12 protein-coding genes are annotated in these 14,833 nt (G+C 70.7%); 5 read left to right on the top strand and 7 right to left on the bottom strand.

Annotation, left to right across the window (positions count from 1 at the left end):
* Window positions 1-14: 14 nt before the first annotated feature.
* Entirely contained in the window at window positions 15-494 is a 480-nt protein-coding gene (locus tag ABID77_RS09125) for an Lrp/AsnC family transcriptional regulator (protein WP_429594068.1), read from the bottom strand.
* 140 nt (window positions 495-634) lie between these two features.
* On the opposite strand from ABID77_RS09125, the gene glmS reads away from it, so the two are divergent.
* On the top strand, window positions 635-2,536 hold the full coding sequence (gene glmS / locus ABID77_RS09120; RefSeq protein WP_429594065.1) for a glutamine--fructose-6-phosphate transaminase (isomerizing): 1,902 nt from the start codon (window positions 635-637) through the stop codon (window positions 2,534-2,536).
* A 122-nt stretch (window positions 2,537-2,658) separates the two neighbouring features.
* On the top strand, window positions 2,659-2,856 hold the full coding sequence (locus ABID77_RS09115; protein ID WP_429594062.1) for a hypothetical protein: 198 nt from the start codon (window positions 2,659-2,661) through the stop codon (window positions 2,854-2,856).
* A gap of 42 nt (window positions 2,857-2,898) precedes the next feature.
* Here ABID77_RS09115 and ABID77_RS09110 read toward each other — a convergent pair whose 3' ends face one another.
* The 4 genes from ABID77_RS09110 to cphA (ABID77_RS09095) all read right to left on the bottom strand — a co-directional run bounded on the left by ABID77_RS09110 (window position 2,899) and on the right by cphA (ABID77_RS09095) (window position 8,871).
* A complete protein-coding gene (locus tag ABID77_RS09110) occupies window positions 2,899-3,261 on the bottom strand; it encodes a hypothetical protein (RefSeq protein ID WP_429594059.1) in 363 nt (120 codons plus the stop codon).
* On the bottom strand, window positions 3,258-3,734 hold the full coding sequence (locus ABID77_RS09105) for a hypothetical protein (protein ID WP_429594057.1): 477 nt from the start codon (window positions 3,732-3,734) through the stop codon (window positions 3,258-3,260). Before ABID77_RS09105 ends, ABID77_RS09110 begins: the two co-directional genes overlap by 4 nt.
* A gap of 100 nt (window positions 3,735-3,834) precedes the next feature.
* On the bottom strand, window positions 3,835-6,456 hold the full coding sequence (cphA, locus tag ABID77_RS09100) for a cyanophycin synthetase (protein WP_429594055.1): 2,622 nt from the start codon (window positions 6,454-6,456) through the stop codon (window positions 3,835-3,837).
* Between the two features lie 153 nt (window positions 6,457-6,609).
* Window positions 6,610-8,871: a cyanophycin synthetase gene (gene cphA / locus ABID77_RS09095; protein WP_429594053.1), complete on the bottom strand. Its 2,262-nt coding sequence runs from the start codon at window positions 8,869-8,871 to the stop codon at window positions 6,610-6,612.
* A gap of 127 nt (window positions 8,872-8,998) precedes the next feature.
* On the opposite strand from cphA (ABID77_RS09095), the gene ABID77_RS09090 reads away from it, so the two are divergent.
* From ABID77_RS09090 to queC, 3 genes are all read left to right on the top strand, one after another.
* Entirely contained in the window at window positions 8,999-11,275 is a 2,277-nt protein-coding gene (locus tag ABID77_RS09090; RefSeq protein ID WP_429594051.1) for an ABC transporter ATP-binding protein, read from the top strand.
* Window positions 11,272-11,733, top strand: a complete 462-nt coding sequence (locus ABID77_RS09085; RefSeq protein WP_429594049.1) for a DUF1854 domain-containing protein — start codon at window positions 11,272-11,274, stop codon at window positions 11,731-11,733. Before ABID77_RS09090 ends, ABID77_RS09085 begins: the two co-directional genes overlap by 4 nt.
* Window positions 11,734-11,931: 198 nt before the next feature.
* Entirely contained in the window at window positions 11,932-12,627 is a 696-nt protein-coding gene (gene queC / locus ABID77_RS09080; protein ID WP_429594047.1) for a 7-cyano-7-deazaguanine synthase QueC, read from the top strand.
* A 27-nt stretch (window positions 12,628-12,654) separates the two neighbouring features.
* Here the strand turns inward: queC and ABID77_RS09075 are convergent, their stop codons facing one another.
* Both ABID77_RS09075 and gspF read right to left on the bottom strand, forming a co-directional pair.
* On the bottom strand, window positions 12,655-13,560 hold the full coding sequence (locus ABID77_RS09075; protein ID WP_429594045.1) for a 5'-nucleotidase: 906 nt from the start codon (window positions 13,558-13,560) through the stop codon (window positions 12,655-12,657).
* An 18-nt stretch (window positions 13,561-13,578) separates the two neighbouring features.
* On the bottom strand, window positions 13,579-14,817 hold the full coding sequence (gene gspF / locus ABID77_RS09070; protein WP_429594042.1) for a type II secretion system inner membrane protein GspF: 1,239 nt from the start codon (window positions 14,815-14,817) through the stop codon (window positions 13,579-13,581).
* Between the last annotated feature and the right edge of the window lie 16 nt (window positions 14,818-14,833).

Here is a 14,833-nt window from a genome sequence, read left to right as displayed (position 1 = left end):
GCCGAATCCGCGTTTCACAGGGGCAGGCGGGGTTCGAACTTCGCCCGCTTGAGGCCGAAGAAGGCCTTCACGTTGCGCACGTTGGCATCGGTGGTGAACAGGCGCTGTGCCAGCGCCTGGTAGCCCGGCATGTCGCGCACGGCGACGATCAGCACGAAGTCCGGTCCCGGCGAGACACGCCAGCATTGCTGCACGGCGTCGTCGGCCACCGTCCTGGCCTCGAAGGCGTCGAGGGCGTCGGCATCCTGGCGGTCGAGCGACACCTCGATCACGGCCTGCAGTCCATGTCCGATCACCTGTGCCAGACGCTCGGGCGACAGCAAGGCGACCTCGCGCTCGATCAATCCGGCGCCGCGCAGGCGCTGCACGCGGCGCAGGCAGGTCGGGGGCGAGATGTGCAGGTCCGCGGCGAGTTGCTGATTGGTCCTGGAGGCGTCGCGCTGCAGCCCATCGAGCAGGCGCAGGTCGATGGCATCGAGAGACAAATGTTCCATCGAAAGATGATGAATGGAATTAAATTCCATTTCAAGCAGCCATCAAAATAATATTTCTTCGATGAGCAAATCGAGAAATTAACTGTCGCTCCATCGGTCCTACCATTCGACCACTTCAACGTTCTCAAGGCAGGTCTTCCATGTGCGGCATCGTCGGCGCGGCTTCCCATCGCAACATCGTCCCGGTCCTGGTGCAGGGGCTGCAGCGGCTCGAATACCGGGGCTACGATTCCTGCGGCGTGGCCGTGCACGCCGGGGGCCTGACGCGCACGCGCACGACCTCACGGGTGGCCGATCTCGTCACCCAGGTGCGCGAGGACCACGTCGAAGGCCTGACCGGCATCGCCCACACCCGCTGGGCCACGCACGGCGCGCCCGCCGTGCACAACGCGCACCCGCACTTCAGCCTGGGCCCCGGCGTCGCGGCCGGCGACGACACCGGCACGGTCCGCCAGGCCCGCGTGGGACTGGTACACAACGGCATCATCGAGAACCACGAGACCCTGCGCGCCGCCCTGGAGGCGCGCGGCTACGTCTTCACGAGCCAGACCGACACCGAGGTCATCGCCCACCTGGTCGACAGCCTCTACGACGGCGACCTGTTCGAGGCCGTCAAGGCGGCCGTGCTCCAGTTGCGCGGCGCCTACGCCATCGCGGTGATCTGCCGCGACGAGCCGCACCGCGTGATCGGCGCGCGCGCCGGCTCGCCGCTGATCCTGGGCGTGGGCACCGATGGCGGCGAGAACTTCCTCGCCAGCGACGCGATGGCGCTGGCGGGGGTGACCGACCGGATCGTCTACCTGGAGGAGGGCGACGTCGTCGACCTGCAGCCGGGCAAGTACTGGATCGTCGACCGCTCGCACAAGCCGCTCGACGACCAGCGGCGCCCCGTGCGCACGGTGCGAGCGCACAGCGGCGCGGCCGAACTCGGCCCCTACCGCCACTACATGCAGAAGGAGATCTTCGAGCAGCCGCGCGCCATCGCCGACACGCTCGAAGGCGTCGAGGGCATCGTGCCGGAACTGTTCGACGGCATCGGCCAGGACGGCGCGACGGGCGCCAGCGCGCATCGCGTCTTCAAGGAGATCGACCGGGTACTGATCCTGGCCTGCGGCACCAGCTACTACAGCGGCTGCACCGCCAAGTACTGGCTCGAGAGCATCGCGAGGATCCCGACGCAGGTCGAGATCGCGAGCGAATACCGCTACCGCGACTCGGTGCCCGACGCGCGCACGCTGGTCGTGACCATCTCGCAGTCGGGCGAGACTGCCGACACCCTGGCAGCCCTCCGGCATGCGCGCAGCCTGGGCATGGAGCAGACGCTGACGATCTGCAACGTGATCACCAGCGCCATGGTGCGCGAATGCAAGCTGGCCTACATCACCCGCGCCGGCGTGGAGATCGGCGTGGCGTCCACGAAGGCGTTCACCACGCAGCTCGCCGGCCTGTTCCTGCTGACGCTCGCCCTGGCGCAGGCCAAGGGACGGCTCGACGAGGCCGAGGAAGCGGCCTACCTCAAGCAGATGCGTCACCTGCCGGTCGCCCTGCAGGCGGTGCTGGCGCTGGAGCCGCAGATCATCGGCTGGTCGGAGGATTTCGCCCGCAAGGAGAACGCACTGTTCCTGGGGCGCGGACTGCACTACCCGATCGCCCTGGAAGGCGCGCTCAAGCTCAAGGAGGTGACCTACATCCACGCCGAGGCCTATGCCGCCGGCGAACTCAAGCACGGGCCGCTGGCCCTGGTGACGAGCGAGATGCCGGTGGTCGCCGTGGCACCCAACGACGCCCTGCTGGAGAAGCTCAAGAGCAACCTGCAGGAAGTGCGCGCCCGGGGCGGCGTGCTGTACGTGTTGGCAGACAGCGACACGCACATCGGCAGCGACGAGGGATTGCACGTGATCCGCATGCCGGGCCACTACGGCGCCCTGTCACCTCTGCTGCACGTGGTTCCCCTGCAGCTGCTGGCCTATCACACGGCGTGCGCCCGTGGCACGGACGTCGACAAGCCGCGCAACCTCGCCAAGAGTGTCACGGTGGAGTGACATGAAGGCGTCAGGGAGATGGTTGACATTCGATTGACAATTCGTGAACAATTGCGACCGTCCGTCTATCTGACTCATCCCTTGGTGGCTGGATGAGCGCCTCTGCGCACTACGATCGACGAATGCAAACACTCCACCTGGACAGCGACGACTACGCAGACATGCTCGACTTCATCGCCACCGGTGGTCGTGCGGGCAGTGTGCCTTCCTCGCAAGGCGATCCGGCGCAGTTCGTCGCCGAGATGTGGGCTCCCCGGGCGCGTGCCATGACGACGGCGGTCGTGGCCATCGCCCATGCGGTGATCGATTCCCGGATCTGATCTCCATCGGCGGCATGCCGTGCCGCCGAGCGATTGTTTCCTTCAGCGGCCCGTCGCCGGCACGGGCGTGACGGTCTCGCGGATCACGCCGCCGCCCATCACGCTGCCCTCCGTCGACGTCTGACCCGTTCCCTTGACCCGTGCCTCGCAGTCGGCACGGTCGGCCGGGGGCTGGAGTTTGCACCGGGACAGGGCGTTCTGGTTCTCGACGCCCGGACCGGCGTTGCTCAAACCCCCTCTTTGGGCCTCCTGCCGGGCGGCGCCGGCTTCCCGCAGGCAGGCGGCGCGATCCTGCTGTTTGCCGTCGCAGGTCATGCGATCACCCTGGGACCACGATGGCGAACCCGCCATCAAGACGCCGACGGCGACGCATGCGAGGGCCGATGACCGAAGGATGGTTTTCATGGTGTCGATTCAAGAAGATTGGTAAGGGACGAGTCGGGGAATCGTTGCATCCGGATACGATTTCGCACCTGTATCGTCGTTTTTGCACGCGGATCGAGCGAGTGGTGCGCATTGGAAACTGGACGTTGCACCCGAATGTCGCTACCGGACGAAGCCGGGATCGTCGGTCGTGCACGACGCCAACCGATGTGGGACTCGTCCGGCATGGTCGACGGCACTCGGTTCCGCACTGCCGTGGTGGTCTTCTTCAGGCCGCGGACGTTCATGACCGCCAGCGCGATCTGCAGCGTGACCAGCGCCCAGCCTCCGGTGTGAACGCCCCAGACGATCCACAGCGCGTTGCTGCCCAGGAAGACCCAGAAGCCGACGTTGCGGCGCTGCTGCGCGTTGGAGGCCACGAGCCATGCGGCCGCGATCGAGGCGAGCATCGCTGGCCACTGGATCGCGTCCAGCCATTCGGGAGCGAGAGACATGAAGATGCACCGGCTTTCTGTTCGTGAACGGAGGTGCCGACCGTAGGCCGGCCGCACGACCGTTCGTGCCGGACGGAACGCCTTCCTTCCGGACCGCCCCTCAGGCGGCCGGCGCCGTGGCCGCGACAGGGTCGACAGCGGCCATGGCCGGTTCGGCCTGTGCGATGCGCATCGCCAGGTGCGCCAGGGCCTCTTCCACCTGGTCCACCAGGATCAGCGCCAGGTCGCCCGGACGCAAGCGTTCCAGGGCGGTGTCGATGGCCGTGAACTCGCCGCGGATCTCGTCGATGCGCCGCGTGCGTCCTGCGCCCGCCAGGCCCTGACGCAGCAGCGCCATCACCTCGCCGTCGGCACGGCCGCGCTGCGCCGCGTCCTGGTAGAGGACGACGTCGTCGAAGGCCTCGCCGAGGATGGCGGTCTGGTCGCGGATGTCGCAGTCGCGCCGGTCGCCCGCGCCGCTGATGACCACCGAGCGGTGCTTCGCCGGCAGCGTGTCGACGGCCGCCACCAGGGCCTTCATGGCGTCGGTGTTGTGGCCGTAGTCGGCGATCACGGTGGCGCCCCGGTACGCCATCAGGTTGAAGCGGCCCGGCACGCCGGCCGCGTCGTTCTTGAAGCTCGCCAGGCCGCTGCGGATGATGTCCCAGTCGAGTCCCAGCGCCCAGGCCGCCGCCATGGCGGCCATCACGTTCTCGACCTGGAACGGCAGCGTGCCGTTGCGGGTGATGGGCACGTCGCGCAGCGCGACGCGCTCGCGCCACGAGCCCTCGGCGGCCACCAGCGTGTCGCGGTCGACGTACACGGTGCGCTTGCCCTGCGCGCGGTGCGTGGCCATGACCGGATGCTGGCGGTCGGCGGTGAAGAAGACGATGCCGCCGGGGCACGAGGGCGCCATCGCCGCGACGTTGGGGTCGGCGGCGTTGAGCACGGCGAAGCCGCGCTCGGCGACGTTGCGCACGATCACGCGCTTGAGCACCGCCAGGTCCTCGACGGTGGTGATGTAGTTCAGGCCCAGGTGGTCGCCGCTGCCGATGTTGGTGACGACGGCGACCTCGCAGCGGTCGAAGCCGAGCCCCTCGCGCAGCACGCCGCCGCGCGCGACCTCGAACACGGCCGCCTCGACGTCGGGGTGCAGCAGCACGTTGCGCGCGCTCTTCGGGCCGCTGCAGTCGCCGCTGTCGGTCTGCCGGCCGTCGACCCAGACGCCGTCGGTGTTGGTCATGCCGGTGACCAGGCCGCCGGCCGCCAGCAGGTGGTTGATCAGGCGCGCCGTGGTCGTCTTGCCGTTGGTGCCGGTGACGGCCACCACCGGGATGCGGCCGTCGTCGCCGGGCGCGAACAGCGTGTCCATGACCGCCTCGCCGACCGCGCGGCCGCGGCCGAAGGACGGCGAGATGTGCATGCGCAGGCCCGGCGCGGCGTTGACCTCGACCACGCCGCCGTGCTGTTCCTCCAGCGGACGCAGCACGTTCTCGCACACCATGTCGACGCCGCAGATGTCCAGGCCCACCATCTGCGCGGCGTCGATCGCGCGCGCGGCGACCTCGGGATGCACGGTGTCGGTCACGTCGGTGGCGGTGCCGCCGGTGGACAGGTTGGCGTTGTTGCGCAGCACCACGCGCTGGCCGAGCGCGGGCACGCTCTCCGGCGCGAGGCCCTGGTCCTCCAGGCGGCCGATGGCGATGTCGTCGAGCCGGATCTTGGTCAGCGACGTGGCGTGGCCCTCGCCGCGCCGCGGGTCGAGGTTGACGGCATCGACCAGCTGGCGCACGGTGGACGTGCCGTCGCCGATCACCTGCGGCGGGTCGCGCCGGGCCGCCGCCACCAGCCGGTCGCCGACCACCAGCAGGCGGTAGTCGAAGCCGGGCAGGAATTTCTCGACCATCACCTCGCCGTACACCGCCGCCGAGGCGAAGGCGGCGTCGAGCTGTTCGCGCGTGACGATGTTGACGGTCACGCCCTTGCCCTGGTTGCCGTCCTGCGGCTTGACCACCACCGGCAGGCCGATCTCCTGGGCCGCCGCCCAGCCGTCGGCGGCGTCGCTCACCGGCCGGCCGCGCGGCACCGGCACGCCGGCGGCGTCGAGCAGCTGCTTGGTGAGTTCCTTGTCCTGAGCGATGGCCTCGGCCACGCCGCTGGTGCTGTCGACCTCGGCGGCCTGGATGCGGCGCTGGCGCACGCCCCAGCCGAACTGCACCAGACTGCCGCGCGTGAGCCGCCGGTGCGGGATGCCGCGCGCCGTGGCGGCGTCGACGATCGAGCCGGTGCTCGGGCCCAGGCGTTCGGACTCGTCGAGGTCGCGCAGCTCGGCGAGGGCGGCGCGGGTGTCGAAGTGGCCGTCCTCGCGCGACGCGGCCGCGATCAGCTCGGCGGCCAGCGCCACCGCGCGGCGGCCCACGGCCTCCTCGGCGTACTGCACCACCACCTGGTAGACGCCGTCCTCGAGCGTGCGCGTGGTGTTGCCGAACATCACGGCGCTGCCCGACTGCGACTGCAGCGCCAGCGCGGCGTTCTCCAGCACGTGGGCGAGCGAGAGCGGCTGGCCCAGCACGGTCGGATGCAGTTCGCCGATGGTCGGGAAGAGCGCCCGCAGGCGCCGCTCGAAGCCGGCCAGGCGGCCGACCGTGTTCTCGTCGCCATGGCAGGCGACGACCGCCTCGATGGACGTGTGGCGGCTCCAGAGATTGGGGCCGCGCAGGGCGCGGGTGCGGGTGACTTCCATGGCGTGGGCGTTGGAGGTTGAGAAGGAGGAAGGAAGGGAGAAAGGCGGACGGAGCGGCCGGCGATGACGGGAGGGGCCTGGCGGAAACGGCACCCGGGAGCGGGACCGCGGCGGCAGGACGACGGGCGACCCACCGCGGCGACGACCCCGTCCTCAGGCCACCTGCAGCACCGGCGACTCCGCCGACGGCACGGTCTGCGACAGCTGCAGCGAGGCCAGCGCCGCCTGCAGGTCGGATTCGAAGGCCTCGGCGCCGGCGCCGATCAGGTTCAGCGGAATGCCCAGCGCCCAGCCGGCGGCGACCGCCGCGAGCAGGCTCTCCAGCGTCACGCCGATGTGCGTCGCGCGCCAGACGGTCAGGCGTCCGAGGCCGGGCAGGAACGACTCGCCGCCGCCGGTGGCCAGCACCACGCGGTCCTGGCGGATCAGCACTGAGCGGCCGCCGGCCTCGCGGTGCGCGGCCAGCGCGGTGGCGCGCTCGTCTTCGGCGTACAGGATCACGTCGCCGTCGCACAGCGGCGCCAGCGCGGCGACGCGCGGATCGGCCGCGTTGAGCACGGCCGTGCCCTCGGGCAGCACGACGTCGACCTGGGTGCGCAGCACGCGCACCAGCTGGTCGCTCCCGGTGATGTCGAACTCCTCCAGGCCGGCGAAGCCGTCGAGGTCGTTGACGATGCCGACCTGGCAGCGGTCGTAGGCCAGGCCGTCGCGCAGGATGGTCTGCGCGCCGTTCTCGATCACCACCGCCTGCACGGCGCGGTTGACCAGCAGGCGGTGGCCGGCGTCCCAGTGGGCGCTGTCGCGCGCGTCGACGCGGCGGCGGTCCAGGAACAGGCCGTCGCGGCAGGCCAAGCCGGTGTGGCGTCCGCTCAGGCCGACCAGCCAGGCCACCAGCCGCGCCAGCACCGCCGTCTCGCGCGAGCCGGCCACGCCGACGACGGGGATGCGACCGGCCGCGGCGTCGTCGCCGGTCTCGGGGAACAGGTGGTCGCAGATCGCGCGGCCCACCGGACGCGGCGAGCCGACGGCCGGCTTCAGGTGCATCAGCAGGCCCGGCCCGGCATTGACCTCGACGATGGCGCCGCGCTGGGCCGCGAGCGGCCGGCCGATGTCCTCGGCCACCAGGTCGATGCCGGCGATGTCCAGACCGATGACGCGCGCGGCCAGCACGGCGGCGTGGGCGACCTCGGGGTGGACCAGGTCGGTGCAGTCGACGCCGAGGTTGCCGTTGCGCTGGATGGTGACGATCCGGCCGGCGTCCGGCACGGCGTCGCCGTCGAGCGCTTGGCGCCGGAGTTCCAGCTGCAGCTTGGCGTCGGTCGCCAGATCGATGAAGTCGAGCGGGAATTCTTCCAGCGCGCCGCGCCGCGGATCGCTGTTGAGCTGGTCGTCGATGAGCTGCGCGACGCTGGCGCTGCCGTCGCCCGTGACGGTGACGAAGGCGCCGCGCGCCGCCGCCACCACTTGGCCGCCGACCACCAGCAGGCGGTGCTCGTGACCGCGCACGAAGCGCTCGACCATCACGTCGCTGCCCTCGGGCTCGGCCACGGCGAAGGCGGCGATCACCTCCTCGCGGGTGGTGAGTTCGAGCGACACGCCGCGCCCGTGGTTGGCGTCCGAGGGCTTGACGACCACCGGCAGGCCGATGTCCTCGGCCGCTTCCCAGGCCTCCTCGGCGTCGGCCACCACGCGGCCCTCGGGCACCGGCACGCCGCAACTCTGCAGCAGCGACTTGGTCAGTTCCTTGTCGCTGGCGATCGATTCGCCGATGGCGCTGGTGTGGTCGGTCTCGGCCGTCCAGATGCGCTGCTGCATCGCGCCGTAGCCCAGCTGCACCAAGTTGCCGTCGTTCAGGCGCATGTGCGGGATGCCGCGGTCGGTGGCGGCCGCGACGATGGCCGCCGTGCTGGGGCCGAGGTAGCAGTCCTCCAGCTTGCCGCGTACCGCGTCGACCGCGGCCTGCACGTCCGCCGCCGTGAAGGGGGTGTCGTTGATCGCCGCCATCAGCAGACGGTGGCCCTCGGCCAGGGCGGCGCGGGCGACCTGCTCGTCGCGGGCGCGGAACACCATCCGGTAGACGCCGTGGCGAGAGGTGCTGCGGGTCTGGCCGAAGCCGGTGGGCATGCCTGCGAGGTTGAGCAGCTCGATGACGACGTGCTCGAGCACGTGGCCGGCCCAGGTGCCCTCGTTGAGCCGCTGGATGAAGCCGCCGCGCTCGCCGACGCCGCAGTGGTGCTCGACGAGCGCCGGCAGCAGGGTCGTCAGGCGCTCGCTCAGGCCGTCGATGAGGTTGGAGGGGAAGTCTTCCAGGCGGCCCAGGTCGAGCCAGACTTCGAGCACGGACCGGTAGGTCCAGAGGTTGGGGCCGCGCAGGTAGCGGATGCGCGTCAGGCCGATGTCGTCGAAACGGGTCATGGAAACGTTCGATGTGCCTGGACCGAGCACGCGGGCGGATTCAGTGGCGGCCATGGGAATGGCTCAGAATCGAAGCCCGGCGCGGGCCGGTGGGCGGTTTGCCCGGGGTCAGAGAGACAGAAACACAATGCAACATCACGATCCAGTCGAATCCCGGGAGGGCAGGGCAGAAGTGGCGCCAGATGGGCTGGAAGCCCAGCTCACGATGGTGGAAAACGTCTTGGCGCGTCTGACGGTTGACCTCGATGCCCGGCTGCATTTCACCGACGGTCTGCTCGCGCTTACCGATCATCGCCTGCTGGCGCGCGAATCCGACGGCACGTGGCGCGATTGGGAACTCAGTCGCGAAGGCCTCGCGCTGCAGCTGAGCGACCACGCCGGCATCGGCACCTTCGACCTGACCGACGCCCGGGGCCGGCTCGGCCGCTGGCGCTACACGCTCGCGCACCAGGCCGAGGCGCTGGCCCTGCTCAAGCAGTTCGAGCGCCGCATCGCCGGCGCGTCGGCCACGGCGGCGGCCGAGGACGACGACGCGCTGCCGGCCTCGCGCAAGGCCCCGACGCCGCCCTCGACCTGGGTGCTGCTGCGGCTCGGACGCTTCGCCAAACCCTATCGCAAGCAGCTCATCGGGGGCTTCCTGCTCACGCTGGCCTCGACCGCCGCGACGCTGGTGCCGCCCTACCTGACCATCCCGCTGATGGACGACATCCTGATCCCGTTCCAGAACGGGCAGCAGATCGCCTTCGAGAAGGTGGCGCTGTTCCTCTCTGCGCTGTTCGCCTCGGCGCTGGCGGGCTGGGCATTGGGCTGGGCGCGCACCTACCTGCTGGCGCTGGTGTCCGAGCGCATCGGCGCCGACCTGCGCACCACCACCTACGAGCACCTGCTGACCCTGCCGCTGGACTACTTCGGCGGCAAGCGCACCGGCGACCTGATGGCGCGCATCGGCTCGGAGACCGACCGCATCAACGTCTTCCTGTCGCTGCATGCGCTCGACTTCCTGACCGACGTGCTGATGATCGTCATGACCGCCGCCATCCTGGTGTCGATCAATCCGCTGCTGGCGGTCGTCACGCTGGTGCCGCTGCCCTTCATCGGCTGGATGATCCATTTCGTGCGCGACCGCCTGCGCACCGGCTTCGAGAAGATCGACCGCGTCTGGAGCGAGGTCACCAACGTGCTGGCCGACACCATCCCCGGCATCCGCGTGGTCAAGGCCTTCGCGCAGGAGAAGCGCGAGGCCGACCGCTTCCGCGAGGCCAATCGCTACAACCTGCAGGTCAACGACCGGCTCAACCGGATGTGGTCGCTGTTCACGCCCAGCGTGTCGCTGCTCACCGAGATCGGGCTGCTGGTGGTCTGGGGCTTCGGCATCTGGCAGGTGGCGCGCGGCAGCATCACGGTGGGCGTGCTCACGGCATTCATCGCCTACATCGGGCGCTTCTACACGCGGCTCGACTCGATGAGCCGCATCGTCTCGGTCACGCAGAAGGCCGCGGCCGGCGCCAAGCGCATCTTCGACATCCTCGACCACGTGAGCAACGTGCCCGAGCCCGCCAATCCGGTGCCGCTGCAGAAGGTGCGCGGACGCATCCAGATGAAGGGCATGGGCTTCCGCTACGGCTCGCGCTCGGTGATCCGCAACCTCGACCTGACCATCGAGCCGGGCGAGATGATCGGCCTGGTCGGCCACAGCGGCTCGGGCAAGAGCACGTTGGTCAACCTGATCTGCCGCTTCTACGACGTCACCGACGGCGCGCTGCAGGTCGACGGCACCGACATCCGGCGCTTCGCCGTGGCCGACTACCGGCGTCACGTCGGGCTGGTGCTGCAGGAGCCGTTCCTGTTCTTCGGCACCATCGCCCAGAACATCGCCTACGGCCGGCCCGAGGCGACGCGCGAGGAGATCGTCGCGGCCGCGCGCGCGGCCCACGCGCACGACTTCATCCTGCGCCTGCCGCACGGCTACGACTCGCTCGTGGGCGAACGCGGCCAGGGCCTCTCGGGCGGCGAGCGCCAGCGCATCAGCATCGCGCGCGCGCTGCTCATCGACCCGCGCATCCTGATCCTCGACGAGGCCACCTCGGCGGTCGACACCGAGACCGAGCACGAGATCCAGAAGGCGCTCGACAACCTGGTGCAGGGCCGCACGACCATCGCCATCGCGCACCGCCTGTCCACGCTGCGCAAGGCCGACCGGCTGGTGGTGATGGACCGCGGCGAGGTCGTGGAGGTCGGCCCGCACGACGCGCTGATGGAAAAGAAGGGCGCCTACTGGCGGCTCTACCAGGCCCAGCTGCGCCAGGCCGAGAGCGAGAAACGCACCGACCGCGCCACCGAGGAGCGCGTGGCCGTGGCGGTGGCGCTCGGCACGCACGCGGCGCACCCCTCCGGAGACGTATGAACTTCCGACTCGAACGCGACGCCTTCGGGCGCATCGCCCTCATCGACGCCCAGGGCGTGCGCCACGAAGGCATCGTGCCGGTGCGCGCCTTCCCGCTCACCGGCCCCGACGGCGGCCTGTCGCTGGTCGGCGCCGACGGCCGCGAGCGCGCCTGGATCGAGCGCATCGACCAGCTGCCGCCGGCCCTGCGCGAGCTGCTCGACGCCGACCTCGCCGCGCGCGACTTCGCGCCGACGCTGACGCGACTGCATGCCGTCTCCAGCTTCGGCGTGCCCAGCACCTGGACCGTGAGCACCGACCGCGGCGACACGCGCTTCGTGCTCAAGGCCGAGGAGGACATCCGCCGGCTCGAGGGCGGCGCGCTGCTCATCGCCAGCGCCCAGGGCCTGCAGTTCCGCGTGCCCGATCCGAAGGCGCTCGACCGCGCCTCGCGCAAGCTGCTCGAACGCTTCCTCTGATCCCGTCGCCCGACGCGGGTCCGAGACCGATCGACGATCCGGCGTGATCGCCGGGCGACGGTCGCCGAGTTCGCGACGTGCCGTGGCGGTGGCGGCGCATCCAGCAGCCGCACGGGAGAAAATCGCCGGTCCGGCCGCCTCGTCGCGCCCGTCGCTTTTTCTCTTTCCCTTGTTCCTGCTTTCGAACGGAATCGCCGCATGCACACCACCGCCCTCGTCCTCTTCTCCGGCGGCCAGGACTCGACCACCTGCCTCGCTGAGGCGCTGTCCAAGTACCAGCGCGTCGAGACGCTCGGCTTCGACTACGGCCAGCGCCACCGCATCGAGCTCGACGTGCGCGCCACCGTGCGCGAGCGCCTGCGCGAGCGCTTCCCCGACTGGGCACCGCGCCTGGGCGAGGACCACCTGCTCACGGTCGACGCGCTGTCCCAGCTCGGCGGCTCCTCGCTGACCGAGGAGGTCGCCTTCTCGATGCAGGCCGACGGCCTGCCCAACAGCTTCGTGCCCGGGCGCAACCTGCTGTTCCTGGCGCTGGCGGGCGCGCTGGCCTACCGGCGCGGCCTGCAGGTGCTGGTCACCGGCGTGTGCGAGACCGACTACTCCGGCTACCCCGACTGCCGCGACGACACCATGAAGGCGATGCAGGTCGCACTGTCGCTGGGACTGGAGCGCCGGCTGGTGATCGAGACGCCGCTGATGTGGATCGACAAGGCGCAGACCTGGTCGATGGCGCACCGCCTGGGCGGCGACGCGCTGGTCGAGCTGATCGTCGAGGAGACCCACACCTGCTACCTGGGCGACCGCGTGCATCGCCACGCCTGGGGCTACGGCTGCGGTGGCTGCCCGGCCTGCGAACTGCGCGCGGCCGGCTGGGCGCGCTACGCGGGCGGCTGAGGAGCCGCCCGCGCCGGAGCCGGCCCGTCAGCGCGGCGGGTTGGCGATGCCGCTGAACACGTGCCCCGAGGGCACGTGCCGCGCGGCGCCGTCGACGTGGCCGGTCTGGTCGTCGAAGAAGAAGTCGGGCTCGAACTCGCGCAGGAACGGCCCCTTGTCCAGGCCGCCGAGGAACATCGCCTCGTCCACCGCCAGGCCCCAGTTCAGGAGGGTGTTGATGGCGCGCTCGTGGGCCGGCGCACTGCGCGCCGTAACCAGCGCGGTGCGGATGCGCATGCCCGAGACGTCGGCCTGCTGCTGCAGCTGGAACAGCGCCGCCAGCAAGGGCTTGAACGGCCCGCCCGACAGCGGCAGGGCGGCCTTGGTCGTCTCGTGCGTCTGGAAGGCGGCCAGGCCGTCGGCCTGGTAGACGCGCTCGGCCTCGTCGGAGAACAGCACCGCGTCGCCGTCGAAGGCGATGCGCAGCTCGCTCGGATAGTTCATGCCCGCGGCCACGGACTCGGTCAGCACGCGCGCGGCCGGGAAACCCAGCGCCAGGGCGGCGCTCACGTCCTGCTCGTTGGCCGACAGGAACAGGTGCGCGCCGAGCGGGCGCAGGTAGCGGAACGGATCGCGTCCCTGCGTGAAGACGCCGCGCTCGAGCTGCAAGCCGGCGTCCTTGGCCGAATGGAAGATGCGCAGCGCGCTGACCGGGTCGTTGCGCGAGAGCACCACGACCTCGACGCGCCGCGCCGCCTCGGTGTTGAAGGCGAGCAGCTTGTGCACCAGCGGATAGGCCACGCCCGGCCGCGCCGGCACCCGCAGGCGCTGCTGCTGCAGCGCCATGTAGGCCTGCGGATTGGCCGGGTCGAAGAGGCGGTTCTCCTCCTCAAAGTCGAACAGCGCCCGCGACGAGATCGCCACGACCAGCTTGTCCTCCAGGGTCGGTTTCACCGGGCGCTCACTCGGCGTTCACTTGACGAACTGGTTGAGCTGGATGATCGGCATCAGCACCGCCAGCACGATCAGCATCACCACGCCGCCCATCGCCACGATCAGCAGCGGCTCCAGGATGGTGGCCAGGTGCATCGCGCGGCGCTGCACCTCGGCGCCGAGCTGGGTGGCCGCGCGCTGCAGCATCAGCGGCAGGGTACCGGTCTGCTCGCCCAGGCGCGCGAACATCGAGACGATGCCGGGAAAGCGCTTCTTCTGCGCCAGCGCCGAGGCCAGCGGCGCGCCCTCGCGCACCAGCACCAGCGCGTCGAGCGCGTCGGTGCGCATGGCGCGGTTGCCCAGGGTCTCGGCGGCGGCCTGCAGGGCGCGCAGGATCGGCACGCCGGCGGTCGCCAGCATGGCCAGCGTGCTGGCGAAGCGCGCGGCGTTGTAGCCGCGCGCGAGCTTGCCGATGATCGGCAGGCGCAGCCAGGCGGCGTCGAAGCGTTCGCGGAAGGCGTCGCGCGCCAGCGCCACGCGCATGCCGACGACGAGCGCCGCGATGCCGATCAGCAGCGTCCAGCCGTAGCCGCGCACGAAGTCGCTCAGGGCCAGCATCGCCACCGTCAGCACCGGCAGCGCGCGCTTGGTGCCGGCGAACACGTTGGCCACCTGCGGCACCACGTAGCTCACCAGGAAGATCACGATGACGATGGCGATCACCGACACGATGGCTGGGTAGAGCGCCGCGCCGACGAGCTTCTGCTGCAGCGCCTGGCGCTGCTCCAGGTCGTCGGCCAGGCGTTCGAGCACCAGTCCCAGGTTGCCGCTGTGCTCGCCGGCGCCGATGACGGCGACGTAGATCGGCGAGAACTCGCGCGGATGCTGCGCCAGCGCGCGCGCGAAGGGCGAGCCGGCGTTGACCTCGGCGCGCAGCGAGGCGAGCAGGTGGCGCTGGTTCTCGCGCTCGGCCTCGTCGGTCAGCGCGGTGAGGGCGCGTTCCAGCGGCAGGCCGGAGGACACGAGGCCGGCGATCTGCCGCGTCCACACGGTCAGCTCGGTGTTGCTGAAGGCGCGCGCGCGGCCGAAGAGACGCCGCCCGCCGCCCGTGCTGCCGTCCGGGCGCAGGGCGCCGGCGCTGCCGACCACCGCGACCTCCAGCGGGATCAGCTTCTGCGCGCGCAGCATGCCGCGCGCGGCGCGCGCGGTGTCGGCCTCCAGCACGCCCTTGCGCGGCTGGCCCTGCTCGTCGATGGCGTCGAAGGAATAGGCGGGCATGAGGGCTGGTGGGGGG

The sequence above is a fragment of the Variovorax sp. PvP013 genome (genome assembly GCF_050435945.1).
In the GTDB taxonomy this organism is placed as follows: domain Bacteria; phylum Pseudomonadota; class Gammaproteobacteria; order Burkholderiales; family Burkholderiaceae_C; genus Variovorax.
The sequence above is the reverse complement of the archived record's forward strand: the minus strand, read 5'-3'. Positions and strand labels throughout refer to the sequence as shown.